This is a genomic window from Lonsdalea britannica (assembly GCF_002111595.1).
Lineage (GTDB): Bacteria > Pseudomonadota > Gammaproteobacteria > Enterobacterales > Enterobacteriaceae > Lonsdalea > Lonsdalea britannica.
Map to the genome: position 1 here is coordinate 30,845 of NZ_LUTN01000004.1, position 25,741 is coordinate 56,585.

A 25,741-nucleotide genomic window follows, 5' to 3' on the forward strand; every position below is an offset into this window, starting at 1 on the left:
CACCGGCATCACATAGCCTGCGCTGACGTTACGCCAGCCCCAACGCCCGCTTCACCGGAGCAAAGCTGCGGCGATGATGATGAGTTGCGCCGTGCATCGCCAGTTTTTCCAGATGGAAAGCGGTGGGGTAACCTTTATGCTTCGCAAAACCGTAATGCGGGAAGAGCAAATCCAGCGCTTCCATTTCCCGGTCACGCGTTACCTTCGCCAGAATCGACGCGGCGCTGATCTCCGGCACCCGGCTATCGCCTTTGACGACCGCTTGTGACGGCATCGGCAACACAGGACAGCGGTTGCCGTCGATCAACACATAGTTTGGGGTCACAGACAGACCGGCCACGGCGCGCTGCATCGCCAGCATGGTGGCGTGCAGGATATTCAGGCTATCGATTTCGTCCGGCTCTGCCCGGCCCAGGCTCCACGCCAGCGCTTTTTCTTTGATTTCATGATACAGCGCCTCGCGCCGTTTCGCGCTGAGCTTTTTGGAATCGGCCAGACCCACGATGGGTCGAGCCGGATCGAGAATGACGGCGGCAGTCACCACAGCGCCCACCAGCGGGCCTCGCCCAACTTCATCCACACCGGCAATGCAGGTTGCCTGCGGATAAACGAAAACATCATTCATGATTTTGCCAACTCCAGTACCGCCTGAGCCGCCTGCTCATCGGCATCACAACGGATCTGCTGATGCAGATGTAAAAAGGTTTCTTGTAGTTCGTGGACCTGAACGCTGTCCTGCAGCCAAGGCAACAGCGCCTCAGCCAATTTATCCGGCGTGCATTCGGTTTGCAGCAGCTCTTTTACCAGCTCACGTCCGGCCAGTAGATTGGGCAATGAGACCCACGGCGTTTTAACCAGCTTACTGGCCAGCCAGAAGGTAAACGGCTTCATCCGATACCCCACCACCATCGGACACTTCGCCAGCATGCACTCCAGCGCCGCCGTGCCCGAGGCCAATAGCGCCGCATCGCTGGCGATCATCGCCTCTCGCGCGAAACCATCTAACAGGCGAACAGGTAAATCGGGCGCGACCTCATTTTTAATCTCTTCGAACTGTTGCCGTCGCTTGGCATTCACCAGCGGGACGACAATTTCCAGGTCGGGACAAGCTTCGCGCAAGAGTCTGGCCGTCAGAAGGAAATCTTTGCTGAGCATTTCAACTTCTGCGCCACGGCTCCCCGGCAGTATCGCCAGACAGCGGACATCAGGAGCAATCCCCAACGTTGACCGGGCGGCCAGTTTGTCGGGATGCAACGGCATCGCATCGGCCATGGTATGTCCGATGAAACGGCAGGGAACGTCGAAACGATCGTAAAACGCCTTTTCAAAAGGCAAAAAGGCCAACACCAAATTCGTGGCTCGGCCGATTTTGAAAACGCGTTTTTGGCGCCATGCCCAGACGGACGGGCTGACGTAATGAATGGTCTTGATCCCACGCTGCTTCAAACGCCCTTCGAGCGTGATATTGAAATCGGGCGCATCGATACCGACGAAAACATCCGGCTGCAATTCGGTGAAACGCTGGGTCAGATCACGGCGAATTTTCAGCAGGCGCGGCAGGCGCTCCAGCACCTCCACGATGCCCATCACCGCCAGTTCTTCCATCTCGTACCAGACTTCACAGCCTTCAGCTTGCATGCGGGGACCGGCTACACCGACAAAGCGCGCATCCGGGACGTGGGTTTTAATGGCGCGAATTAAGCCAGCGCCAAGAATATCGCCGGAGGTTTCTCCGGCGACAAGGGCAATAGTCAGGGGACGGGTCATAAGCGTCAGCGGATAATGCCGCGCGTAGAGCGGGTGAAGAAGTCCAGATACGCCTGAACCGCAGGATGGTCCGCGGCCAGCGCTTCAATATCCGGCTTAACCTCATCCAGCGTCTTACCACTACGGTAGATCAGCTTGTAGGTGTTACGTATGGCATGCAACGTCGCTTTATCAAAACCACGGCGCTTCAGCCTTCGATATTAATCCCGAACGGCGTGGCGTGGTTCCCCTGAGCAATCACATACGGCGGCACGTCTTGAGCAACGCCGGAGCAACCGCCCACCATGACGTGCGCACCGATGACGCAGAACTGATGCACGGCGGTCATTCCACCGATGATGGCATAATCATCAACAGAAACATGGCCGCCCAGCGTCGCGTTATTCGCCAGGATGCAGTGATTCCCCACGATACAGTCGTGGGCGATATGCGTATTGATCATCAGCAGGTTATCGCTGCCGACTTTAGTCAACCCGTCGTCCTGCGCTGTGCCGCGGTGGATGGTCACGCTTTCGCGGATGCGGTTGCGATCGCCTATCTCAACGCGAGTCGGTTCACCAGCGTATTTCAGATCCTGGTTAACTTCGCCGATGGAAACGAACTGGTAGATTTCGTTATCGTTTCCGATACGGGTCACTCCGTTAACCACGACGTGCGATTTCAGCACCGTTCCCGCACCGATCTCAACCTGAGAACCGATCCAGCAGAAGGGGCCGATGTGTACGCCGGCACCGATGACGGCTCCGTCTTCAACAATCGAACTGGGATGAATAAAGGCGGTTTGATCAATCACGTTATCATGCCTCCCGACGACGAGCGCACATCATCTCTGCTTCACAAGCGATTTCACCATCGACTTTCGCAACGCCTCTGAAACGAGCGACGCCACGACGTTCTTTGATGAATTCCACTTCCAGTACCATCTGGTCGCCCGGCTCAACAGGACGTTTAAAGCGCGCATTGTCGATTGCAGCAAAGTAGTACAGTTCGCCCGGTTCCAGTTTACCCACGCTTTTGAATGCCAGAATGCCGGTAGCCTGTGCCATGGCTTCCAGAATCAGCACGCCAGGGAAAATCGGTTTACCTGGAAAATGTCCCTGGAAAAAGGGTTCATTAAAGGAAATGTTTTTCACTGCACGTAAAAATTTACCTTCTTCGAAATGCAGTACGCGGTCTACCAGCAAAAACGGATAGCGGTGCGGCAACAGTTCCAGAATCTCTTCAATGTGCAGAGTATGGGTGTCAGTATTCAAAATACTCTTCCTGTCTTAATAAAAACGTCATCAACAATGCAAACCGCGGCTCCCCAATAGAGGGAACCTCACACGGTCTGCCAATAACAAAGCAAAACAGCTTTGCCCGTCCCTGCAGCAAAGCTCGGTAGAACTGAAACCCACGGACTTAACTTTTATCGAGTTTTCGCTCTATGGTCTTCAATCGCTTGCTCATGTCATCAATATTCATGACCAAAGCCGCCGTTTTTCGCCATGCTTTATTCGGCTGCAGTGGTATGCCCGAGGAGTATACACCAGGCTCGGTGATAGGACGCATAACCATCCCCATTCCCGTCACCGTGACTTTGTCACAAATTTCCATGTGGCCATTTATCACGCTGGCGCCGCCGATCATGCAGTAACGTCCGATTTTCAGACTTCCCGCCATGATGACGCCGCCCGCGACCGCGGTATTGTCGCCAATCACCACGTTGTGTGCAATCTGGCATTGGTTATCGATGATGACGCCGTTGCCGATGATCGTGTCATCCAATGCGCCGCGGTCAATCGTCGTATTCGCGCCGATTTCCACGCGATCGCCAATAATGACCGTGCCTAGCTGAGGGATCTTCACCCAGTTGCCGCGATCGTTGGCATAACCGAAACCGTCCGAGCCGATGACCGCGCCTGACTGAATCAGGCACTGCTCACCCAGCACGACATTGTGATAGATCGTGACATTGGCCCACAAGCGGCTGCCCGCGCCAATGCGTGTATTTTTACCGATAAAACAGTTAGCGCCAATCACGGCGCCATCGCCCAGCTCAACGCCGGACTCAATCACGGCATTCGGCCCGATTGATACGCCTTTACCCACTCGCGCATCCGACGCAATCGTCGCGGCAGGCGAGATAGCTTCAGCCGGCGCCGGCGTCGTATCCATCACCTGCGCCATACGCGCATAGGTCAAATAAGGGTTTTTCACCACCAGAGCGGCGGTATGACAGAAAGGCAAATCGGCTTCGGTCACCACGACGGCCGAAGCCTGGGTGGTCGCAAGACGATCGCGATAACGGCTGTCAGACAAGAAAGTGATCTGACCTGACTGAGCAGAATGCATTGATGCGACAGCGGTGATGACGATATCGCCATCACCGTGCAACTGTGCATCCAACTGTTGTGCTAAAGCATCCAGTCGAATTGAGAACATCGAATTATTTAACCTGTTTCAGCACGTCGGCAGTAATGTCTTTCGCGTTGTCCGCGTAGGCGACAGCGTTGGCATCAATAACGATGTCATAACCCTGTTTGCTGGCAACACTTTTAACAGCATCCTGAATACGGCTCAGGATTTTGTTACGTTCTTCCATCTGGCGACGACGGTTGTCCTGATCAAATGCCTGCGCTTTAGTAGAGAACTGTTCGCGCTGTGCCATGACGTCTTTTTCCATCTTGCTGCGTTCGCTGGCTTTCATCGTCGAGCCATCACGCTGCAGTTTCTGCATTTTCTGCTGCAGATCGCGTTCCATATTCTGAAGCTCTGACGCACGGCCGCGGAATTCACTGTCCAGCTGCTTGGCGACGGTTTCGCGTTGCGGCAATTGCTGGAAGATGCTGGATACGTTTACCACTGCAATTTTATCAGCAGCTTGAACGCCTGCTGATGCAGCTAATGCCAGGCCAAGACCTGCGGCACACAACCACTTTTTCACTATAAACTCCTCACGCTAACCTATTTGTGTCTTAACACACTCGTATATGCACAACAGGCAGCGCTGTGACGCTCCATAGAGGCCGGCGTCCTCAACTCTGCCTGCCGTGCGGCTTGCCTGCATACGTTCTGCTGGCCTCAGATTACCAAGTTTTGCCTATATTGAACTGGAACTGCTCCGATTTATCCCCGTCGTATTTCTTGATCGGCTGGGCATAGGAGAAGACCAACGGCCCCAGCGGAGACATCCACTGCAGCGCAATACCACTCGATATACGGAAATTACCCGGTTTGCTGTAATCCGGTATGCCCGCGGCAAGCGTCTCCGGGGTGTTTTCCCAATGGGTATCCCACGCGGTACCGCCATCGACGAACAGTGACGTACGCACGGAGTTCGCGTATTTTTCGCTGATGAACGGCGTCGGCACGATCAGTTCGGCACTCAGCACCATGACGGCGTTACCGCCCACGGCATCATCGAGGTTGTCTTTATCGATCGGACATCCGGCATAGGACGACTCGCTGCCATTACATTTGTAGTAGGCGGCTTTCGGACCGATGGTATTAGACTGGAAGCCACGCACGGAACTTGAACCACCGGCGTAGAAGTTGTCGTAGAACGGCATCTCTTTACCGCCTAGCCCATCGCCGTAACCCAGACGAGAGCGGCCCATCAGCACCCAGTTACGATTTTCGCTCAGCGGCAGATAGCTGGTCGAATCCAGGGTGACTTTATAGTACTCGTTGTCCGAACCCGGAATCGTCACCTTGCCATTCAGCGTCACGCGGCTACCCGACGTCGGGAAATACCCGCGGTCGAGGTTGTTGTACGTCCAGCCCTGCGTCAGGAAGAAGTCATCAGCCGAGAAGTCCGCACTGTCGGAGCTGCCGGTGACGACACCCGGTTCAACGCCGGACTTATAGAGATAGCGCCACATCGCGACCTGCGGTTCCATATCGGACAGGTCGTTGTGCACGTAATCGAGGCCCAGACGCAACGAGTTGTTCTCGTTGATCGGGAAGCCCAGCGTCGTGCCCGCGCCATAGCTACGGTTGGTGTAGTCGGACAAATCGGCGTCATACGCCTTAAAGTCGTTATAGAAGATACGACCGCCCAGACTGACGCCGTCCACCGTAAAGTACGGGTCGGTCATCGACAGTTCGATATAGGTCTGGTAGTCGTTCTTCGTTCCGGTGATCCCGACAGAGTTCCCTGTACCCAGCCAGTTGTCCTGCTGGACCCCGGCCTGGAAACTCACGCCGCTTTCAGTACCGAAGCCAATACCAAAGTTCAGGCTACCGGTGTTGCGTTCTTTCACCTTGTAGACCACGTCGACCTGATCCGGCGTGCCGGGAACGCGCTGCGTTTCCGTATCCACGCTTTCAAAGTAACCGAGACGGTTCAGACGTTCTTTACCCTGGTCGACCAAGTCATTGCCGAGCCAGCCGCCTTCCATCTGGCGCATCTCACGACGCAGCACAGAGTCTTTGGACGTGTCGTTGCCTTCAAAGCGGATACGACGAACGGAGAAACGGTTGCCTGCATCCACGCTGATGTTCAGACGTACCGTCTTATCGGCATCGTTGATTTCCGGCTGCGTGATGACGCGCGGATAGGCGTAACCGTAACGACCCAGCAGTTTCTTGATGCTCTCTTCCATCCGGGTCACTTTCGTGCCGTTGTACAGCTCGCCCGGCTGGATTTTGGTCAACCCTTCGATTTCAGCGGAGTGACCGGCCAGATTGCCGCGGACATCTACGCCAGAAAGCTTGTACTGATCGCCTTCCGTCAGGTTGATGGTGATATAGATGCCTTTTTTATCCGGCGTCAGGCTGACCTGAGTCGAGTCGATGTTGAAACGCGCATAGCCGCGATCGAGGTAGAAGCTGCGCAGCGTTTCAAGATCGCCCGACAGTTTCTGCTTCTGATATTTACGATCGCCGACCACGTTCCACCATGGCACCTCGTCGCGCAGCTGGAAGCGTGAAATCAGCTCATCGCTGCTAAACGCTTTATTGCCCACGATGTTGATCTGTTGGATTTTGGCGGAGACGCCTTCGGTGAAGACCAGTTTGAGATCGACACGATTACGCGGCAGCGGTGTGACCACGGCTTTCACCGTCGCACTGTATTTACCGACGCTGTAGTAGAAGTCTTCCAACCCTTTTTCGATGTTCGAAATCATCGTGCGGTCAAGCGCTTCCCCCACGCGAACGCCGGACGCTTCCAGGTTCTCTTTCAGCATGTCTTCCTTCACCGACTTGTTGCCGGAGAAAGTGATGCTGGCGATGGTGGGACGTTCTTTCACCTGAACGAGTAGCGTGTCGCCATCTCGCAGTACTCGAACATCTTCGAAGTTTCCGGTCGCAAATAAAGCACGGATAATATTCCCGATATCTTCATCGCTGACGTTATCTCCGACACGGACCGGCATGCTGAGCAATGCCGCACCGACGGCAACCCGTTGCAGGCCCTCGAAATGAATGTCTTTCACTACGAATCCGTCTGCACCGTATACGGTGGCGCTACTGAACAGTAGCGACGCTATGAGCAACTTTTTAATCGCCATCGTTGTTATGCGTTTTTCCTAACTTAATCCACACCTTAAAGGCGGGAGAAATCATTGAAAAGTGCGAGTCCCATTAACATCATCAGCAGCACTGTGCCGATGCGATAACTAAAGTCCTGCACACGCTCGGAAACCGGCCCACCTTTCAGCTTTTCTATCGCCAGAAAGAGCAGGTGACCACCATCTAATACCGGCAGCGGGAACAGATTGATGATCCCCAGATTGACGCTTATCAGTGCCAAAAACATCAGGTAATAAATCAATCCATAATCAGCTGACATTCCTGCACCCTGAGCGATAGATATCGGCCCGCTCAGGTTATTCAGCTTAACGTCGCCAGCAATCAGTTTCCCTATCATGCCAACCGTCAACTTCATCAACTGCCACGTTTTGTCAGTGGCTTCGTAAACGGCGCTGAACGGCCCATACTGGCGAACGGTTTTATACTCTTCAGGCAGCGGCGTAACGCGCGGGACAACACCGGCAAACCCTTCAACCCTGTCTTTTCCTACCGCTTTGCTGTCGGGGGTCAGGGCGATTGACACCGTTTCCCCTTCCCGCTCTACCGACAACTCAACGCGCTCACCGGGGTGTTCGCGGACGGCAATAACAAACTGCTGCCAGCGCGACAACAGTTGACCATCGACTTTAACGATCCTGTCCCCAGCTTGCAAACCCGCTTTTTCAGCGGCTGAGTGAGGCTGTATTCCAGCCAACACCGCTTCAACCTGCGGCCCACGGGGTACGATGCCCAGAGAAACCGCCGGATCCTGCTTGTCTGGTTCAAAACTCCAACTGCGCAGATCCAGTTTTTTCTGTTCGATAAGCGACGACCCAAGCGGCGCGGTGCCTATCGTCATATCCACGTCGCCGATCTTGCTGATAAAAGCGAGGCGAACACTGTCCCAATCAGGCGTTTCGATACCGTCAATTGACTTTAGTTCCATCCCCGGCGAAATTTGCGCCTGGGCCGCAATCGAGTCGGGCAAAACTTCGCCAACCACCGGACGCACGCCAGGAACGCCGAGAATAAATACCAGCCAGTAGGCAAAAATGGCAAAGATGAAATTGGCGATGGGGCCAGCGCTGACGATGGCCGCGCGCTGCCAGACGGTCTTGTGGTCAAACGCCTGATGAGCCATCTCAGGCGGAACATCCGCCACGCGACCATCCAGCATTTTGACGTAACCGCCCAGCGGGATCAGTGCGATGACATATTCGGTGCCCTGGCGATCGCGACGTCGCCAAAGCGCCTTACCGAAGCCGATAGAAAAACGCTCCACTCGGACGCCGCAACGACGCGCGACCCAAAAGTGGCCGAATTCATGAACCGTTATCAGCACGCCCAAGGCGACGATAAATGCGGCCAGACTCCAGAGAATATTCATCATAAACAGGCTCTACCGGTATCCCTAAACAGCTTTGAACAGTAACAGCATCAGGCAGGAAAACACAGGCACCGCCGCCGTCAGACTATCAATGCGATCCATCACCCCGCCGTGTCCCGGAATAAGATGACTACTGTCTTTAACGCCCGCTTCTCGTTTGAACATGCTTTCAGTCAAATCGCCTAAAACAGAAGCCAGCACGGCGACAATCGAGCAGATCAGCAGGATATGCCCTGAGCTTGTCAGAGGAACAAAATGATTAAATACGACGGAGATCAGCGCGGAGCTCGCCAGCCCGCCGATCAAACCTTCCCACGTTTTTCCCGGGGAGATTTTCGGCGCCAGCTTATGTCGGCCAAAGAGCTTACCGAAAGCGTAGGCGCCGCTGTCTGCGCCCCACACCAGCAGCATAACGTACAGCAGCCACCACGCGCCGGTAAATGAGTTAGCTTCGTAACCCAGTTGGCGCAGCGTCACCATCCCCCAAAAGAACGGGATGATGGTCAACATACCGGCGACCAGCCGCAGTATGCGTGAATGCCGCCAAGCCAGAGCGGATGCCGGATAGGACAGCACCATCACTAGCGCCAGACACCACCAGGCGGCGGAGGACCACAGAGACGCAGCGACCTGCACCACATGTACCGAACGCTGGTAGGCGGGCATCGTCAACAACATAACGGCCAGCAATAGCCCAAAGAGCAGCGCCAGCCAGATACGTTGACTGTACGAAACGAATCCAGCCAGCTGTCCCCACTCCCAGGCGGCCAGCATGCAAACGGCCAACGTCACCAAAGAGAATCCCAGCAGCGGCAGGAAAAAGAGCGCGGCAATAACAGCAGGAATAAGAATTAAAGCAGTAATCAAGCGATACTTCAGCAAAAGGTCCCCCTAGGATGCAACGACATCGTTAGGCGTGGTTCCTCCGAAGCGACGCTCTCGTTGAGCAAAAGCATTCAGCGCACCTTCAAAGACTTCTTCATCAAAATCGGGCCAGAGGACATCGGTAAAATACAATTCAGCATAGGCTATTTGCCACAATAAAAAGTTGCTGATGCGATGTTCTCCGCCCGTTCTTATTACTAAATCAACCGGCGCCTGCTCGTTAAGGCAGGTGTACTGGCACAGGGTGGCTTCATCGATGGTATCGGGACGCAGCGCACCTTCCTGGACCTGCTCGGCGATTTGTCGGACTCCCTGAATGATATCCCAACGGCCGCCATAATTCGCAGCAATATTCAGGGTCAGACCGGTATTATTCGCAGTGAGCTCCTCCGAAAGACGAATACGCTCCTGCAAACGGGAACTAAAGCGACTCATGTCGCCAATAATGCGCAACCTCACATTATGTTTATGCAAGCTTTTGACTTCGCTATCTAGCGCCCGCATAAACAGCTGCATGAGTGCGGAGACTTCTTGCGCTGGTCGACTCCAGTTTTCGCTACTGAACGCATAAAGCGTCAGGGCATTCAACTGATGACGGGCGGCGAAGCTAACTGCCCGGCGAACGGATTTGACTCCCGCCTGATGGCCAAAAACGCGTAGTTTACCCCGCTGCTTCGCCCAACGTCCGTTACCATCCATGATGATGGCGACATGTCGAGGACTGCATGACTGCTGGCTTTGGCTGCCTTGTTGATTTTTGGAGGGCATAGCGTGTACTGATTTCCTCAAGCAAGAATATCGATAGGTTCTTTCAGTCATCGGACCTGGCAGCGCAAAAAAAGCCGTGAACTTGCACAGCTTATCGTTGCCATTGGCTTATCACGTAAACAGCCTACACCTAGCGGCGCAGACTATACCATTTCAAAACACGTGCCACAAACGCGCACCCTCGCCGAATCAGCGGTAGTGCTGCAGTTCTTGTCGTGTCTGTATCCTTGCCCAACGGTCGATAGCGAGCACATCATCCACACTGGCAGGTTCCGGCAGTACCAGCTGTTCCAGAACCCGTCGGTTGAGCTGTGCAATATCCGTAAAACGGATAGCCGATTGCAGAAAAGCCTCCACGGCGACCTCATTAGCGGCATTTAACGCCGTTGTCGCCGCCTGCCCGTGGTTACAGGCTTCTATCGCCAATGTCAGACAAGGGTACCGCTGATAATCCGGAGCCGAAAACGTCAACGCGCCCAGTTGGCAAAAATCCAGCTTCGGTGCCCCAGAGGCGACACGTGCCGGATAAGCCATCGCGTGCGCAATAGGCGTCCGCATATCCGGGGATCCCAGCTGCGCCAACACGCTGCCGTCCCGATAACGCACCATGGAATGGATGACCGACTGAGGGTGAATCACCACTTCCATCTGCTCATCCGATGCGTTGAACAGCCAGCGGGCTTCGATGTATTCCAGACCCTTGTTCATCATGGTCGCAGAATCCACGGAAATCTTGCGTCCCATCGACCAGTTGGGATGAGCGCAAGCCTGATCCGGCGTCATCGCCCTCAGGTCCGCCAGCGCGGTATCACGGAAAGGACCACCGGAACCGGTAAGGACAATCTGTTCAACGCCATAATCCATCAGGTCAGCGTAACCCAGCTGATGCTGAATTTGCTCAGGTAAACTCTGAAAAATAGCATTATGTTCGCTGTCGATAGGCAGTAGTTGGGCTCGGTTAGCCGCAACTTCACGCATAAACAGGTGTCCGCAGGTCACGAGTGACTCTTTATTCGCCAAGAGTACCTGCTTGCCCGCGCGAATCGCCGCCAACGTCGGCAACAATCCAGCCGCCCCCACGATGGCCGCCATAACCTGGTCGACGCCATCAAGGCTGGCTAACTCGCAAGCGCCCTGCTCTCCACACAGCACCTCGGTTTTACAACCCTGTTCTTTCAGCTGTCGGCGCAGTTCGCTTACGCTGTTTTCATCCGCCATCGCAACATATTCAGGGCGAAACTCCAGACACTGTTCCACCATTCGCGGCACGTTTCGTCCGGCGACCAGCGCTTTTACCGAAAAGTCGTTCGGATTCGCTTTGACCACAGCCAGCGTACTCATGCCGATCGAACCGGTTGAACCCAAAATTGTCAGCTTCTTCATAGGGGTGCTCTAGTACATACAGCGATTGATTGTCAGATGTGGCAGCAGGCGGGAATACGACTCTTTCATTGCTGTCGGCAATGCCGGTTGAACCGGTATAGATACCGCCAAACCTGAATCAGGAAGCATAAAAAATAAAGCGCCGCGAGAGGGAGGGATGACCCTTCACCTACTGGCGGCGCTGTCCTGACTAATGGATTTAGAAATCCATCAGTTCTTTTTCTTTGTCAGCCAGCGCAGTGTCGATTTTCTTGATAAAGCTGTCGGTCAGCTTCTGAATATCGTCCTGAGCGCGGCGTTCTTCGTCTTCGCTGATGGTTTTGTCTTTCAACTGTGCCTTCAGCTTGTCGTTCGCATCGCGACGCACGTTACGTACGGAGACGCGGCCCTGTTCGGCTTCGCCGCGAACCACTTTGATCAGATCTTTACGGCGCTCTTCTGTCAACGCAGGCAGCGGCACACGAATGACCGTGCCAGCGGACATCGGGTTCAGACCCAGATCGGACGCCATGATCGCTTTTTCAACGGCCGCGCTCAGAGAGCGATCGAAGACCGTCACAGCCAGCGTACGGGCATCTTCCGCAACCACGTTGGCGACCTGACGCAGCGGCGTCGCGCTACCGTAATATTCTACATGGATGCCGTCCAGCAGGCTGGGAGAAGCACGTCCAGTGCGGACTTTACTGATTTGGTTTTTGAAAACCTCTACGCATTTGTCCATGCGAGTATCAGCATCTTTTCTGATTTCATTAATCACGTTGTGAACCCTTGAAAACTGGTTGCCTGTCAGATCACGCCTTAGCATGATCCGGTGAATAATTTATGCCAGCCGTAGCGGGCAGAGATAGCGCTATCTAGTATCGCCGAAACAGGATATTACCCTACTTTGACGTTAGCCGTTATTACTGATCAACGTGCCTTCTTTTTCGCCCATCACCACACGACGCAGCGCGCCGGGTTTGTTCATGTTGAACACGCGGATCGGCAGATTGTGGTCTCGCGCCAGCGTAAATGCGGCAAGGTCCATGACTTTCAGCTCACGTTCCAGCACATCCTGGTAGTCCAGCGTTTCGTACAACGTCGCATTAGGATCTTTTACTGGATCGGCAGAGTAAACGCCATCGACTTTAGTCGCCTTCAATACCACGTCGGCTTCGATCTCGATGCCGCGCAGACACGCCGCAGAGTCAGTAGTGAAGAACGGGTTGCCGGTGCCGGCGGAGAAAATGACAACGCGGTTGTTGCGCAGCAGGCTGATGGCCTCGGCCCAACTGTAGTTATCACACACGCCGTTCAGCGGGATCGCCGACATCAGTCGAGCATTAACGTATGCACGGTGCAGGGCATCACGCATTGCCAGACCGTTCATTACCGTCGCCAGCATCCCCATATGGTCGCCCACAACACGGTTCATTCCCGCTTTGGCAAGCCCAGCGCCGCGAAACAGGTTACCGCCGCCGATAACCACACCGACCTGAATGCCCAGCTCAACCAGTTCTTTCACTTCCTGAGCCATGCGATCCAGAATGCTAGCATCAATACCGAAACCGTCCGCGCCTTGCAGGGCTTCGCCGCTGAGCTTGAGCAGGATACGTTGATATACGGGTTTTGCGTTGGTTGCCATGGTGTTTTGTCCTAACAGGCTGTCGTCGTATTGGGGATGGTTACACTGCTACACCCGGTTTCGCAGAATAGCGAGCTACCCGATGTAATGAACTCTTTTGGCTGGATAAAAAGGAACCGCCAACCGGCGGCTCCTCTTTTTTATTAAGACTGCTTGCTCATTGCTGCAACTTCAGCAGCAAAGTCAACTTCAGCTTTCTCAATACCTTCACCCACTTCATAACGAATAAAGCTGGTGACGTCTGCGTTGTGCTCTTTCAGCAGCTGGCCGACGGTTTTGCTCGGGTCCATCACGAAGTGCTGGCCGGACAGAGAGATTTCGCCGGTGAATTTACGCATACGGCCTTCGACCATTTTTTCTGCGATTTCACGCGGTTTGCCGGACTGCATGGCGATGTCCAGCTGGATCTGGTGCTCACGAGCGACAACGTCAGCCGGAACATCTTCAGCCTTCACGTACTCAGGCTTGCTGGCAGCGATGTGCATAGCGATGTGCTTGATCAGCTCTTCGTCAGCACCCGTTGCGGCAACCATAACGCCGATGCGAGCGCCGTGCAGGTAAGAACCCAGCGCGTCGCCGGACAGTACGGAGATGCGACGGATATTGATGTTTTCACCGATTTTAGCCACCAGCGCAGTACGCTGATCTTCAAATTTGGCTTTCAGTTCTTCAACGTCAGTAATGCGGTCGTTCAGAGCAGCGGTAGCCACTTCTTCACCGAACGCTTTGAAACCGGCATCTTTGGCAACAAAGTCGGTTTCACAGTTCAGTTCAGCGATGACGCCGTATTTGCCGTCTGCAGCAATCTTGGTCAGGATGATGCCTTCAGCAGCAACACGACCCGCTTTCTTGGCAGCTTTAGCCTGGCCAGACTTACGCATGTTGTCGATGGCCAGCTCAATGTCGCCATTCGCTTCAACCAGCGCTTTTTTACATTCCATCATGCCTGCGCCAGTACGTTCGCGCAGTTCTTTTACCAGGCAGCGGTAATTTCAGCCATTATCTTTTCCTCGTTATCTCATGGGGGAGATAAGTAAAAGGGGGCCTTTACAGGCCCCCTAACCAACATATATCAATACCTGGTTAATAAGGGCTCGACAGAGCCAGCCTTATTATTCAGCTTCGACGAAGCTCTCTTCAGCCTGCTCAACCAGGTCCTGAGAACGGCCTTCGCGCACTGCTGCGGCAACGGCATTCAGGTACAGGCTAACGGCGCGGATGGCGTCATCGTTACCAGGGATAATGTAGTCAACGCCATCGGGATCGGAGTTGGTATCAACGATAGAGAATACCGGGATACCCAGGTTGTTAGCTTCTTTGATCGCAATGTGTTCGTGATCGGCGTCGATCACAAACAGCGCGTCAGGCAGACCGCCCATGTCTTTGATACCGCCCAGGCTGTTTTCCAGCTTGTCCAGTTCACGAGTACGAACCAGGCTTCTTTCTTGGTCAGCTTATCGAAAGTGCCGTCCTGAGACTGCGTTTCCAGATCTTTCAAACGTTTGATGGACTGACGAACTGTTTTCCAGTTAGTCAGCATGCCGCCCAGCCAGCGATGGTTCACGAAGAACTGATCGCAGTTGGTAGCAGCTTCTTTTACCGCTTCGCTTGCTGCGCGTTTGGTACCAACGAACAGGATTTTGCCCTTGCGAGAAGAGATTTTGCTCAGCTCAGCCAGTGCGTCGTTGAACATCGGTACGGTTTTTTCAAGGTTGATGATGTGAACTTTGTTACGAGCACCGAAGATGAACGGCTTCATTTTCGGGTTCCAGTAACGGGTCTGGTGACCAAAGTGTACGCCAGCCTTGAGCATGTCGCGCATGGAAACAGTTGCCATGATTACCTCTATAAATTAAGTATGGGGTTATGCCTCCACGTGTCCCATTATGCCGACCCCGCAGCAAGCTACAGAGCACCCCGGCAAATGTGCCGACACGTGTGTGTTATTTACACATAGTGAGTATTTAGTCATCCGAAGGAGAGATCAGAGATTGATCGTCAGCCAGCCGGATCACCGGCGCGCTTTATACCATAAACAGCCCACTGACACCAACTTTACTTGCGCTTTTGCGCCCGCGCGCCAATGATGATTTGGCAGTCCCCGGCAGGGCTGATACCATAAGTCACTCTTTGCTGACCCTATTTTCGTTAGGAACATTCACACCTGCGGACACACTCAATGGCTATTTCTATTAAAACTCCGGAAGATATTGAAAAAATGCGCGTAGCTGGGCAACTGGCGGCTGAAGTGCTTGAAATTATCGAGCCTCACGTCGTACCGGGAGTCACTACGGGTGAACTGGATCGCATTTGTCACGATCACATCACCAACAAGCAGCATGCGATTTCAGCCTGTCTGGGTTACCACGGCTTTCCCAAGTCGGTGTGCATCTCCATCAATGAAGTCATCTGCCACGGCATTCCCTCCGACGAGAAACATCTCAAAGACGGTGACATCGTCAATATCGACGTGACGGTCATCAAAGATGGTTTCCACGGCGATACCTCCAAAATGTTCATCGTCGGCAAGCCTACGATTCTGGGCGAACGTCTGTGCCGCGTCACGCAGGACAGCCTGTATCTGGCGATAAAAATGGTAAAACCCGGCATCCGTCTACGTTCGCTCGGCAAAGCCATTCAGCAATTCGTTGAAGCTCAGGATTTCTCTGTCGTGCGCGAATACTGCGGACACGGTATCGGCACCGGCTTCCACGAAGAACCGCAGGTTCTGCACTATGACGCAGACGATGGCGGCGTTGTATTGAAGCCCGGCATGGCGTTCACCATCGAGCCGATGGTCAATGCGGGCGATTTCCGCATTCGCACCATGAAAGACGGTTGGACGGTGAAAACCAAAGATCGCAGCTTGTCCGCGCAGTACGAGCATACTATTGTGGTGACAGAGGACGGATGCGAAATAATGACGTTGCGTAAGGATGACACCATCCCGAAAATCATCACGCATCAGGAATAAACAGCTGCCGGCAATCGCCGGCTTTTTTATGGGCGCCGTACATGAACGAAATCGATCAGGACCTGCCGCATATCTCTCACGGGACGCCGACCACGGCCCACCCCGCCCCCCAATCTCCGCTGACCTTCAGCGACGATATGCTGGAACGCCAGACGCTGAAACAGCATCTTGAACAGTTCCAGATATGGCTAACGGATGAGTTCAAGGCCGGCGTCAGCGCGGAAACCCTGATCGACGCCCGCACACAGTTTATCGACCGCCTGCTGCAACGACTGTGGCATTTCTACCAATTAGACCGCGTGGAGCAGACCGCCTTAGTTGCCGTCGGCGGCTACGGGCGCGGAGAACTGCATCCGCTCTCCGATATCGACCTGCTGGTTCTGAGCCGGGATGGGTTTGACGAAATTCAGTCACAGGCCGTCAGCCAATTGATCACTCTGCTGTGGGATCTGCGGCTGGAAGTCGGGCACAGCGTACGCACGTTGGACGAGTGTCTGGAGGAAGGTCGGGCCGATATCTCTGTCGCGACCAACCTGATCGAATCTCGCATGATCTGCGGCGACGTCGCTCTGTTTCTGTCGTTGCAGAAACACATCTTCAGCGACAAGTTCTGGCCGTCCGCCTCTTTCTTCGCGGCCAAGGTCGCAGAACAACGCGAACGTCATCAGCGTTATCACGGCACCAGCTACAACCTGGAGCCGGATATCAAAAGCAGCCCCGGCGGCCTGCGTGATATCCATACGCTGCTTTGGGTCGCGCGCCGCCACTTCGGCGCGACGTCGCTGAATGAAATGGTCGGCTTTGGGTTCCTGACGGAAGCCGAGCGCAACGAACTCAACGAATGCCAAAGCTTTCTGTGGCGCATCCGCTTCGCCCTGCACTCGTTGCTGAGTCGCTACGACAACCGATTGTTGTTCGACCGCCAGCTGAACGTAGCGCAACTATTGCAATATCAGGGCGAGGGGAACGCGCCCGTCGAGCGCATGATGAAAGACTTCTTCCGGGTCACGCGACGGGTGTACGAGCTTAATCAGATGCTGCTTCAGCTGTTTGATGAAGCTATTCTGGCGCTCGATCCACATGAAAAGCCGCGGATGCTGGACGGCGAGTTCCAGCTGCGCGGCACGCTGATTGATTTGCAGGATGAAACGCTATTCGATAATAAACCCGAAGCCATCATGCGCATGTTCTATGCCATGGTGCGTCATCCCGAGATCACCGGCATCTATTCGACGACGCTGCGCCGACTGCGTTACGCCCGTCGTCACCTCGCCAGCCCCTTGTGCACCATCCCAGAGGCCCGCAGCCTGTTCATGAACATTCTGCGCCACCCGCGCGCGGTCAGTCAGGCGCTGTTGCCGATGCACCGACACAGCGTGCTGTGGGCCTATATGCCGCAGTGGAGCAACATCGTCGGCCAGATGCAGTTCGACTTGTTTCACGCCTACACCGTGGACGAGCATACGATCCGCGTCTTGCTTAAGCTGGAAAGCTTCGCCGATGAGTCAACGCTGAAAGAACATCCGCTGTGTGTAAAGCTTTACCCCCGATTACCGCAGCCCGAGCTGCTGTTGCTGGCCGCGTTGTTCCATGACATCGCCAAAGGACGCGGCGGCGATCACTCTGAGCTAGGCGCGAAAGACGCGCTGGAGTTCGCGGCATTGCACGGACTAAACCTGCGCGAGGCGCAGCTGGTTTCGTGGCTGGTGCGCTGCCATCTGATGATGTCGGTCACCGCCCAACGTCGCGATATTCAGGATCCGGCCGTCATTCAACAGTTCGCCGAGGAAGTGCAAAGCGAAACTCGCCTGCGCTACCTGATCAATCTCACGGTCGCCGACATCTGCGCCACCAACGAAACGTTGTGGAACAGCTGGAAACAGAGTCTGCTGCACGAGCTGTACTTCGCCACCGAGAAGCAACTGCGGCGCGGGATGCAACACTCGCCCGACCTTCGGAAGCGGGTACGGCACCATCGTCAGCAGGCGCTGGCGCTGCTGCGAATGGACAACATTGACGAAACCGCGCTGAATGAGATTTGGAGCCGCTGTCGCGCCGACTATTTCCTGCGCCATACGCCTAATCAGCTGGCCTGGCACGCCGTTCACCTAGTGAACCACGATCCTAGCAAACCGCTGGTGCTGATCGGGGATGACACCACGCGTGGCGGCACGGAGATCTTTATCTGGAGTCCGGACCGCCCCTATCTGTTCGCCACCGTCGCAGGCGAGCTGGATCGGCGTAATCTGAACGTTCATGATGCGCAGATCTTTACCAGCCGTGACGGAATGGCGATGGATACCTTCATCGTGCTGGAGCCTGAGGGCAACCCGGTGGCGCAGGATCGTCATAACATGATTCGCCTGGCGATTGAGCAGGCACTGACGCAGAAGGATTATCACTCTCCCCGCGTTCGTCGCACATCGTCCAAGCTCCGTCATTTCAGCGTCGAGACTGAAGTCAGTTTTCTGCCGACGATACACACCGATCGCCGCAGCTACATGGAACTGGTCGCGCTTGACCAACCGGGCCTGTTGGCTCAGGTCGGCGAGGTCTTCGCCGAACTGCATATATCACTGCATGGCGCGCGTATTTCCACCATCGGCGAACGCGTAGAAGATTTATTTATTCTGGCGGACAACGATCGCCGAGCATTGAGCCCCGAATTGCAGCTTAAATTGCAACAACGGTTGACAGAGGCCCTCAACCCAAACGATAAAGTAGGCTTGTGTTAATTAATTATTACCTTGGTAATCACGAGATAGAGAGTCAGGATGCAGCAATTACAAAACGTCATCGAAACAGCCTTCGAACGCCGCGCAGAAATCACTCCGGCTAATGCAGATACCGTCACGCGTGAAGCGGTTAACCAGGCCATTAGCCTGCTGGACAGCGGCGCGCTGCGTGTCGCAGAGAAAATCGACGGTCAGTGGGTCACTCATCAGTGGCTGAAGAAAGCCGTACTGCTTTCCTTCCGTATTAATGAAAACCGCATCATCGATGGCAACGAAACACGTTACTACGACAAAGTGCCGATGAAATTCGCCGACTACGACGAAGCACGCTTCCAGCGTGAAGGCTTTCGTGTCGCGCCCCCTGCCAGCGTTCGTCAGGGCGCCTTTATCGCTCGTAATACCGTCCTGATGCCTTCTTACGTCAACATCGGTGCCTATGTCGATGAAGGCACGATGGTGGATACCTGGGTTACCGTGGGCTCTTGCGCGCAGATCGGTAAAAACGTTCATCTGTCCGGCGGCGTCGGCATCGGCGGCGTTCTGGAACCTCTGCAAGCCAACCCGACCATCATTGAAGACAACTGCTTCATCGGCGCGCGTTCCGAAGTCGTGGAAGGCGTCATCGTCGAAGAAGGCTCCGTCATTTCGATGGGCGTATTCATCAGCCAGAGTACCCGCATTTATGACCGCGAAACCGGCGAAGTCCACTTCGGTCGCGTCCCGGCAGGCTCTGTCGTGGTTTCCGGCAACATGCCTTCCAAAGATGGCAGTCATAGCCTGTACTGCGCCGTGATCGTGAAGAAGGTCGATGCGAAAACTCGCGGTAAAGTGGGCATCAACGAGCTGTTGCGCACCATCGACTGATAAACAGACATTTGGCGGGTGAATGACCCGCCATTTTTATGTTCAGTCGGGACAAGGCGCATACGGACCCGCTGCATTGCATAAAAATGTAGCATGGCTTAGAACAGGAAGAGGTGATGCTATGTATGACAATCTGAAGAGCCTCGGGATCAGCAACCCGGAAGATATCGACCGCTATAGCCTGCGGCAGGAAGCCAGCAATGACATTCTGAAAATTTATTTTCGCAAAGACAAAGGCGAGTTCTTCGCCAAAAGCGTGAAATTCAAATATCCCCGTCAGCGTAAAACCATTGCGGCAGACAATACGGGACAAGGCTTCCGGGAAATAAACGAAATCAGTCCCAATCTTCGTTATGTCGTTGATGAGCTTGATCAGATCTGTCAGCGCGAACAGATCGAGGTCGACCTGAAACGCAAAATTCTGGCTGATTTGCGTCATCTGGAAAGCGTCGTCACCAACAAGATCAGCGAGATTGAGTCCGATTTGGAAAAGCTGACCAAAAACCGTTAAAGCATCTATCCACACATTGCGCTATGCAGTAAAAACGGGGCCGAAGCCCCGTTTTTTTATGCTGATGATGCACTCTGCTTATGCACAGCACCGAATAGGTCGCGTTAGGCGCGGCTTTCCAGCAGGTCAGCCCAGGTTTCAACCCACGCACAGGATACGACTTCAGGCTCCGGCTGTTCGGTGGCATCAATCTCTAATCGCTCGCCAATTCGCTCAGCCCCCAGCTCTTGCAGCAAAGCATCGAATTGACGCCCGCCGCCGCAGTAGACGTCATAGCTGCTGTCGCCCAATGCAATCAGGCCATACCCCATGCCAGGTAAAGGCCCGCAGGTGTCGCGCAGCGCCGTGTACAATGACACGATAGACTCAGGCAGTTCCCCCTGCCCTGTCGTGGAGGTCACAATTAGCACCTGCTGCTCACGATATGTCAGCCACTCTTCCAGCGAGGCACCCTCGAAGATTTTCACTTCGTGCCCGCGTTCCCTGAGAATATTTTCAGCCTCTTCTGCAACCAATAACGCGTTACCGTAAACGGTGCCAACAAAAATACCGATCTGCGCCATGACGCGACTCCCTCAATCAGACAGATTTAACCCCGCTATCCTGACCTCAGGCTGCGGGAAACTCAACCCTTTCAAAATCAGGGAGAATACCCTCCCAACCAAACTGCGACATCACACTCTGCCAGGTTTCATCCCAGCGCGCTCTAAGCTCCAGCGGCTCCCCCGTCACCGGGTGAACCAGCGACAGACAGCTGGCATGCAGCATCATTCGCGAACAGCCAAAGTGGGCGGCCATACCGCGATTCTGCTTTAAATCGCCATGCGTGCTGTCGCCGATAATGGGGTGGTGAATATGACTCATATGCCGCCGGAGCTGATGCTTACGTCCATTTTCCGGTTTCAGTTCCATTAACGTGTAGCGAGACGTCGGATAGCGGCCAATGGCGACAGGCATGTCCGCCTGAGCCAGCGCGCGATAATGGCTGACCGCAGGCTGTGGTCCCTTATCGGGATTGGCGAACTTGTCCGCAATTTTGTCCAGCTCTTCCGTCAATGCATAGTCAATGGTAGCAGAATCAAAAACATGTCCCCGCACTACGGCGTGATAGGTTTTTTGGAGATCATGCTGTTCAAATAGCGAGGACAGCTGGCGAGCGACATCGCTGGAAAGCGCTAGCAGTAAAACGCCGGAAGTCGGCCGATCAAGACGATGCACGGTATAGACGTGCTGGCCAATCTGGTCACGCACCGTTTGCATGACCACCACTTTCTCTTTGCGGTCAAGCCAGCTACGGTGTACCAACCAGCCGGGGGGCTTGTTGACGGCCACCAGATAATCATCCTGATAGAGAATGTCCAACATCGGTTTATTTTCCAAAGAAACCATCCAGCTCGCGCAGCGTGTTCAAAAGAGCCTGTAATCCTTCTTCCCGCCCTTCGAACGCCATTTCGAAATAGATGAATAGCAAAACGTTCAGGCAATGGCGCGCCGCTATCCAGCAAGGCATGCATACGAGGCAGCAGCACCCATTGCAGCCACTGTTGGGCTTCCATGGTATCCACGCAGAAAGGCTCGGCGCTGGAGAATGCCTCCGCCTCCGGCGGCTTGCTCTGCCACAGTTCACTTTCTTTCAGGGCGTGTTCGACAGCCAACAAGGCTTGCCTAAGCTGCATATCTTCACTCATACAGGGGTCTCAAACAGACTAACGGTAGGGCGGCAAAGGATAACATTGATGCCGCGCGGAGGCATCCTGCGAAATACCTTCGCGCCAAGATGTCGCCGGAACAAAAAAATGGGGGTACTGATTGCTCAGTACCCCCGATTCGTTTTATAGCAATCCAGCTACACAGTTGCTTCCCTGCTCATCCTTGAAAACTTTTCCTTTGTGGTCATCCCGACCTGCAATTCCTTCGCTGGCGATCCCTCTTTCTTCCCTGACTGCCGTTCCCTCACGATCGTCCTGATCTCGTTCCCTTTAGGCTCCTGCCCCACCAGCATGTCCAAGCCGGCTCCCATTCTCCATCATGGAGGTGTCCGTGCTTTCATCCTGAAAACATTTCATCCTGAAGCATTTCGGCTGGAACGGACGCGTAATCATTAAACAACGGTATTACGTCGTCCTGTTACCATGTTGCCTGGCGAATAATAAGATGTATTAATTAAAGCGAATCGGCAAGCCCCTAATTCAGAGCAACATACCTTCCATTCGGTCTTTTTTAATGCCATAAAATTCAAGACACTGAAAAGTAATGGTTATTTGCAGTTTTCGCTCTATATTAATATAAAATATAAGCGATAACCTACACCTATTGTGAGATATTTCTTACACGCTGAAAAGCGAAACACGCTTCAGTAATTTTGAATCAATGGCTGAAGCTTATATAAAAATTCAGATAATGTCGCGGCAAGCACACGTCTTTTCTGCGTTCCGAACTCTTCGAGGATGACTTCTCCACGCCTATTGCACAGCGAGATTAACGTCATTTCCGACGCCGTCGTCGCTAAAAAAAGCGTCGGCGGCAGCTTACGCCGTTTCTGCGTCACCAGATGACCGATCAGGTTTTCCTGCATGCGAATAAGGTCGTCCGCGCTCCATGCCTGTAACAAGGTACAATGAATATCGTCGAAGCATGCCTCCATATCTCCGGCATACTGGCTGGTGTAGAACGCGTGGGCGTCGGGGTGCAATTGGATGTCCATCGCACGTTCGACGCCATCCAGACGTTTGTGTTCTCCGCCTGACTGGGGCAACCACTGTACCTGTCCGTCATGAGTGGCGACGATACAGGGCGAGGGAATGCCATACAGCGCTTCAGAGGCCGGTGGATGCCCCTCATGATCCTGCCAACGACTCACATAGCGCTGGGTAAAATCGGTTAACGCCTGCAACACGTGTTGATCCATCATTCTTCATTACTCTACCGGTCGGGTTACACTACCCCGCATTGTAACCTGAGAGTGCGGCCGGTCGTCGAGCGCATCTCGGCCAAAATGCGTAACGCCACGCAGCGCCGACGCCACGGCGCCGTCGAAGATTGGCAAAATGATTAGCTCACGTTATGGTGAAGAGGCGAGTCAAAAACAGTCCGATTAAAGAACCGGCGTCATACCCTACGTATCAAGGAGCAAAATTGATTACACATATCAGCCCGCTCGGGTCTATGGATTTGCTGTCGCAGCTGGAAGTAGACAGGCTCAAAAGCAGCGCCAGTAGCGACCTTTACCGCTTATTTCGTAACTGCTCGCTGGCCGTATTGAACTCCGGCAGCCAGACGGACAACAGCAAAGAATTGCTCTCCCGTTTCGAGAATTTCGATATCAATGTGCTGCGACGTGAACGCGGCGTGAAGCTTGAACTGGTTAACCCGCCTGAAGAGGCGTTTGTGGATGGTCAGCTGATTCGTTCCTTGCAGGCCAACCTGTTCGCCGTCCTGCGCGATATTCTGTTCGTCAACGGGCAGATCACGCAAACGGGGCAGTATCAGAATCTCGATCTGGAGAATTCGACGCATATCACCAACATCGTCTTTTCCATTCTTCGCAATGCGCGTGCGCTGCACGTGGGCGAAGAACCCAACATGGTTGTTTGCTGGGGCGGTCACTCCATCAACGAAAAAGAGTATCAGTATGCTCGCCGTGTAGGCAGCCAGCTTGGGCTCCGCGAACTGAATATTTGCACCGGCTGCGGACCCGGCGCGATGGAAGCCCCCATGAAAGGCGCCGCCGTCGGCCATGCTCAGCAGCGCTACAAAGATGGCCGGTTCATCGGCATGACCGAGCCCTCCATTATCGCGGCCGAGCCGCCCAACCCACTGGTCAACGAACTGATCATCATGCCGGATATTGAAAAACGGCTGGAAGCTTTTGTCCGCATCGGCCATGGGATCATCATTTTCCCAGGTGGCGTCGGCACGGCGGAAGAGTTCCTGTATCTGTTGGGGATCATGATGGATCCGGCCAACAGCGAGCAGGTATTGCCGATCATTCTGACGGGACCGGAAGAAAGCGCGGATTATTTCCGGGTGCTGGACGAATTCATCGTCAGTACGCTAGGACGTCAAGCCCGCCGCTACTACAGCATCATCATCAACGATGCGGCTGAAGTCGCGCGCGAGATGAAGAAGTCGATGCCGCTGGTGAAAGAGCACCGCCGTCATACTGGCGACGCCTATAGCTTCAACTGGTCGCTACGTATTGCTCCGGATTTGCAGATACCTTTCGAGCCTACGCACGAAAACATGGCGAATCTGCATCTGCACCCCGACCAGCCGAACGAACAGCTTGCCGCGGCGCTGCGCAAAGCGTTTTCAGGTATCGTGGCGGGCAACGTCAAAGAAGGCGGCATTCAGGCCATCGAACAATTCGGCCCTTATAAGCTTGATGGCAACGCCGAGATCATGAAAAACATGGACCGCCTGCTACAGGGCTTCGTTGCGCAACAACGCATGAAGCTGCCGGGCAGCGCCTATATCCCCTGTTATGAAATTTTGACCTGACAAGACGTCTTCTCTGCCGTCGCCCTGCATCCACGGGGCGGGGGCAGAGTATTTTATTCGCGGAGACGAATCATGCCCTTGCACCTATTAATTGTGGATGCGCTGAACCTTATCAGGCGCATCCATGCCGTACAGGGCTCCCCCTGTTTACCTGCCTGCCAGCATGCGCTGAGCCTTCTGTTGCAAAACAGCCAACCGACCCATGCTGTCGCCGTGTTCGACGATGAACAGAGAGCATCAAGCTGGCGTCACCAGCTGTTGCCTGATTACAAAGCCGGACGTACCCCGATGCCGGACTCACTGCATCAGGAGTTGCCGCAAATCAAAGAGGCTTTTCGAGAACTGGGCGTTGAGAGTTGGCACTCCCCCGGAGACGAAGCAGACGATCTGGCCGCAACCCTAGCCTGCAAGGTTGCCGCGCAGGGCCATCAGGCCACCATCGTTTCAACGGACAAGGGATATTGCCAGCTGTTGGCGCCGACAATTCAGATTCGGGATTACTTTCAAAAACGCTGGTTGGATGTGCCTTTTATCCGCCAGGAATTTGGCGTTACCCCGCAGCAGCTCCCCGACTATTGGGGATTGGCGGGTATTAGCAGCAGCAAGATCCCCGGGGTCAGCGGTATTGGCGCAAAAACCGCAGCACAGCTCCTGCAACAGGCGGGATCATTGGAACAGCTTTATCAGCAGTTGGAACAACTGCCGGAGAAGTGGCGTAAAAAGCTGGAGCCGCAGCGGGAAGCAGCCTGGATTTGTCGACAGGTCGCCACGCTCAAAACCGATCTGACGTTGAACGGTAATTTGCAGCAGCTTCGGCTGCCGTCGACGGCGGGCTAGAAAACCCGCC

General features: G+C 54.4%; 22 protein-coding genes and 3 pseudogenes. 6 read left to right on the forward strand and 19 right to left on the reverse strand.

Annotated features, from left to right (window positions below; translation table 11 throughout):
- Positions 1-28: 28 nt before the first annotated feature.
- The 15 genes and pseudogenes from rnhB to rpsB form a co-directional block, all read right to left on the reverse strand.
- Complete coding sequence (gene rnhB / locus AU509_RS04460) at positions 29-625, reverse strand: ribonuclease HII (RefSeq protein ID WP_085653106.1); 597 nt, start codon at positions 623-625, stop codon at positions 29-31.
- The gene (lpxB, locus tag AU509_RS04465) at positions 622-1,767 is read right to left on the reverse strand and encodes a lipid-A-disaccharide synthase (RefSeq protein WP_094117758.1); all 1,146 of its coding nucleotides are present in this window, start codon (positions 1,765-1,767) and stop codon (positions 622-624) included. Before lpxB ends, rnhB begins: the two co-directional genes overlap by 4 nt.
- Positions 1,768-1,772: 5 nt before the next feature.
- Positions 1,773-2,560 (reverse strand): annotated as a pseudogene (gene lpxA / locus AU509_RS04470) (acyl-ACP--UDP-N-acetylglucosamine O-acyltransferase).
- A gap of 4 nt (positions 2,561-2,564) precedes the next feature.
- Entirely contained in the window at positions 2,565-3,020 is a 456-nt protein-coding gene (gene fabZ, locus AU509_RS04475) for a 3-hydroxyacyl-ACP dehydratase FabZ (RefSeq protein WP_026738770.1), read from the reverse strand.
- A 148-nt stretch (positions 3,021-3,168) separates the two neighbouring features.
- A complete protein-coding gene (lpxD, locus tag AU509_RS04480) occupies positions 3,169-4,191 on the reverse strand; it encodes a UDP-3-O-(3-hydroxymyristoyl)glucosamine N-acyltransferase (protein WP_094117759.1) in 1,023 nt (340 codons plus the stop codon).
- A 4-nt stretch (positions 4,192-4,195) separates the two neighbouring features.
- Positions 4,196-4,693, reverse strand: coding sequence for a molecular chaperone Skp (gene skp / locus AU509_RS04485; RefSeq protein WP_094117760.1), 498 nt, complete (start codon positions 4,691-4,693; stop codon positions 4,196-4,198).
- Between the two features lie 142 nt (positions 4,694-4,835).
- Complete coding sequence (bamA, locus tag AU509_RS04490; protein ID WP_085653111.1) at positions 4,836-7,262, reverse strand: outer membrane protein assembly factor BamA; 2,427 nt, start codon at positions 7,260-7,262, stop codon at positions 4,836-4,838.
- 35 nt (positions 7,263-7,297) lie between these two features.
- Positions 7,298-8,653 carry a sigma E protease regulator RseP gene (gene rseP / locus AU509_RS04495; protein ID WP_094117761.1) on the reverse strand — a complete coding sequence of 452 codons (1,356 nt, stop codon included), beginning with the start codon at positions 8,651-8,653 and terminating at the stop codon, positions 7,298-7,300.
- 21 nt (positions 8,654-8,674) lie between these two features.
- On the reverse strand, positions 8,675-9,532 hold the full coding sequence (gene cdsA, locus AU509_RS04500; protein ID WP_085653113.1) for a phosphatidate cytidylyltransferase: 858 nt from the start codon (positions 9,530-9,532) through the stop codon (positions 8,675-8,677).
- 9 nt (positions 9,533-9,541) lie between these two features.
- Positions 9,542-10,303: a (2E,6E)-farnesyl-diphosphate-specific ditrans,polycis-undecaprenyl-diphosphate synthase gene (gene ispU / locus AU509_RS04505; RefSeq protein ID WP_085653114.1), complete on the reverse strand. Its 762-nt coding sequence runs from the start codon at positions 10,301-10,303 to the stop codon at positions 9,542-9,544.
- A 189-nt stretch (positions 10,304-10,492) separates the two neighbouring features.
- Positions 10,493-11,686, reverse strand: a complete 1,194-nt coding sequence (ispC, locus tag AU509_RS04510; protein ID WP_094117762.1) for a 1-deoxy-D-xylulose-5-phosphate reductoisomerase — start codon at positions 11,684-11,686, stop codon at positions 10,493-10,495.
- Positions 11,687-11,885: 199 nt separating this feature from the next.
- Positions 11,886-12,443, reverse strand: a complete 558-nt coding sequence (gene frr / locus AU509_RS04515) for a ribosome recycling factor (protein WP_085653116.1) — start codon at positions 12,441-12,443, stop codon at positions 11,886-11,888.
- Between the two features lie 135 nt (positions 12,444-12,578).
- Positions 12,579-13,310: a UMP kinase gene (gene pyrH, locus AU509_RS04520; RefSeq protein ID WP_026738761.1), complete on the reverse strand. Its 732-nt coding sequence runs from the start codon at positions 13,308-13,310 to the stop codon at positions 12,579-12,581.
- A gap of 143 nt (positions 13,311-13,453) precedes the next feature.
- Positions 13,454-14,254, reverse strand: a complete 801-nt coding sequence (tsf, locus tag AU509_RS04525) for a translation elongation factor Ts (RefSeq protein ID WP_409359745.1) — start codon at positions 14,252-14,254, stop codon at positions 13,454-13,456.
- A 168-nt stretch (positions 14,255-14,422) separates the two neighbouring features.
- Positions 14,423-15,147: pseudogene (gene rpsB, locus AU509_RS04530) on the reverse strand (30S ribosomal protein S2).
- 342 nt (positions 15,148-15,489) lie between these two features.
- Here rpsB and map point away from each other — a divergent pair.
- The 4 genes from map (at position 15,490) to AU509_RS04550 (ending at position 20,394) form a co-directional block, all read left to right on the forward strand.
- Complete coding sequence (gene map, locus AU509_RS04535; protein WP_085651471.1) at positions 15,490-16,284, forward strand: type I methionyl aminopeptidase; 795 nt, start codon at positions 15,490-15,492, stop codon at positions 16,282-16,284.
- A gap of 41 nt (positions 16,285-16,325) precedes the next feature.
- Positions 16,326-19,019 (forward strand): bifunctional uridylyltransferase/uridylyl-removing protein GlnD, encoded by a 2,694-nt coding sequence (gene glnD, locus AU509_RS04540; RefSeq protein WP_094117763.1) that lies wholly within the window; start codon positions 16,326-16,328, stop codon positions 19,017-19,019.
- A 39-nt stretch (positions 19,020-19,058) separates the two neighbouring features.
- Positions 19,059-19,883 (forward strand): 2,3,4,5-tetrahydropyridine-2,6-dicarboxylate N-succinyltransferase, encoded by an 825-nt coding sequence (dapD, locus tag AU509_RS04545; protein ID WP_026738756.1) that lies wholly within the window; start codon positions 19,059-19,061, stop codon positions 19,881-19,883.
- A gap of 121 nt (positions 19,884-20,004) precedes the next feature.
- The gene (locus AU509_RS04550) at positions 20,005-20,394 is read left to right on the forward strand and encodes a DUF3461 family protein (protein ID WP_094117764.1); all 390 of its coding nucleotides are present in this window, start codon (positions 20,005-20,007) and stop codon (positions 20,392-20,394) included.
- A 104-nt stretch (positions 20,395-20,498) separates the two neighbouring features.
- Here the strand turns inward: AU509_RS04550 and AU509_RS04555 are convergent, their stop codons facing one another.
- The 4 genes and pseudogenes from AU509_RS04555 to syd form a co-directional block, all read right to left on the reverse strand.
- Positions 20,499-20,957, reverse strand: a complete 459-nt coding sequence (locus AU509_RS04555) for a flavodoxin (protein WP_085651473.1) — start codon at positions 20,955-20,957, stop codon at positions 20,499-20,501.
- A gap of 46 nt (positions 20,958-21,003) precedes the next feature.
- Positions 21,004-21,759, reverse strand: coding sequence for a tRNA pseudouridine(65) synthase TruC (gene truC, locus AU509_RS04560; protein ID WP_085651517.1), 756 nt, complete (start codon positions 21,757-21,759; stop codon positions 21,004-21,006).
- A 4-nt stretch (positions 21,760-21,763) separates the two neighbouring features.
- A pseudogene (locus tag AU509_RS04565) lies at positions 21,764-22,082 on the reverse strand (YqcC family protein).
- A gap of 665 nt (positions 22,083-22,747) precedes the next feature.
- Positions 22,748-23,302, reverse strand: coding sequence for a SecY-interacting protein (syd, locus tag AU509_RS04570; protein WP_085651475.1), 555 nt, complete (start codon positions 23,300-23,302; stop codon positions 22,748-22,750).
- Between the two features lie 227 nt (positions 23,303-23,529).
- Between syd and ppnN the strand changes: the two genes are divergently transcribed.
- Both ppnN and xni read left to right on the forward strand, forming a co-directional pair.
- Positions 23,530-24,894, forward strand: coding sequence for a nucleotide 5'-monophosphate nucleosidase PpnN (gene ppnN, locus AU509_RS04575; RefSeq protein ID WP_085651476.1), 1,365 nt, complete (start codon positions 23,530-23,532; stop codon positions 24,892-24,894).
- 72 nt (positions 24,895-24,966) lie between these two features.
- On the forward strand, positions 24,967-25,731 hold the full coding sequence (xni, locus tag AU509_RS04580) for a flap endonuclease Xni (protein WP_085651477.1): 765 nt from the start codon (positions 24,967-24,969) through the stop codon (positions 25,729-25,731).
- Positions 25,732-25,741: the final 10 nt, after the last annotated feature.

Excerpts from the sequence above, each read along its gene's own strand:
- rnhB (WP_085653106.1), bottom strand. The coding sequence starts at position 625 with ATGAATGATGTTTTCGTTTATCCGCAGGCAACCTGCATTGCCGGTGTG.
- lpxB (WP_094117758.1), bottom strand. The coding sequence starts at position 1,767 with ATGACCCGTCCCCTGACTATTGCCCTTGTCGCCGGAGAAACCTCCGGC.
- lpxD (WP_094117759.1), bottom strand. The coding sequence starts at position 4,191 with ATGTTCTCAATTCGACTGGATGCTTTAGCACAACAGTTGGATGCACAG.
- bamA (WP_085653111.1), bottom strand. The coding sequence starts at position 7,262 with ATGGCGATTAAAAAGTTGCTCATAGCGTCGCTACTGTTCAGTAGCGCC.
- rseP (WP_094117761.1), bottom strand. The coding sequence starts at position 8,653 with ATGATGAATATTCTCTGGAGTCTGGCCGCATTTATCGTCGCCTTGGGC.
- ispU (WP_085653114.1), bottom strand. The coding sequence starts at position 10,303 with ATGCCCTCCAAAAATCAACAAGGCAGCCAAAGCCAGCAGTCATGCAGT.
- ispC (WP_094117762.1), bottom strand. The coding sequence starts at position 11,686 with ATGAAGAAGCTGACAATTTTGGGTTCAACCGGTTCGATCGGCATGAGT.
- pyrH (WP_026738761.1), bottom strand. The coding sequence starts at position 13,310 with ATGGCAACCAACGCAAAACCCGTATATCAACGTATCCTGCTCAAGCTC.
- tsf (WP_409359745.1), bottom strand. The coding sequence starts at position 14,254 with ATGATGGAATGTAAAAAAGCGCTGGTTGAAGCGAATGGCGACATTGAG.
- map (WP_085651471.1), top strand. The coding sequence starts at position 15,490 with ATGGCTATTTCTATTAAAACTCCGGAAGATATTGAAAAAATGCGCGTA.
- glnD (WP_094117763.1), top strand. The coding sequence starts at position 16,326 with ATGAACGAAATCGATCAGGACCTGCCGCATATCTCTCACGGGACGCCG.
- dapD (WP_026738756.1), top strand. The coding sequence starts at position 19,059 with ATGCAGCAATTACAAAACGTCATCGAAACAGCCTTCGAACGCCGCGCA.
- AU509_RS04550 (WP_094117764.1), top strand. The coding sequence starts at position 20,005 with ATGTATGACAATCTGAAGAGCCTCGGGATCAGCAACCCGGAAGATATC.
- AU509_RS04555 (WP_085651473.1), bottom strand. The coding sequence starts at position 20,957 with ATGGCGCAGATCGGTATTTTTGTTGGCACCGTTTACGGTAACGCGTTA.
- truC (WP_085651517.1), bottom strand. The coding sequence starts at position 21,759 with ATGTTGGACATTCTCTATCAGGATGATTATCTGGTGGCCGTCAACAAG.
- syd (WP_085651475.1), bottom strand. The coding sequence starts at position 23,302 with ATGGATCAACACGTGTTGCAGGCGTTAACCGATTTTACCCAGCGCTAT.
- xni (WP_085651477.1), top strand. The coding sequence starts at position 24,967 with ATGCCCTTGCACCTATTAATTGTGGATGCGCTGAACCTTATCAGGCGC.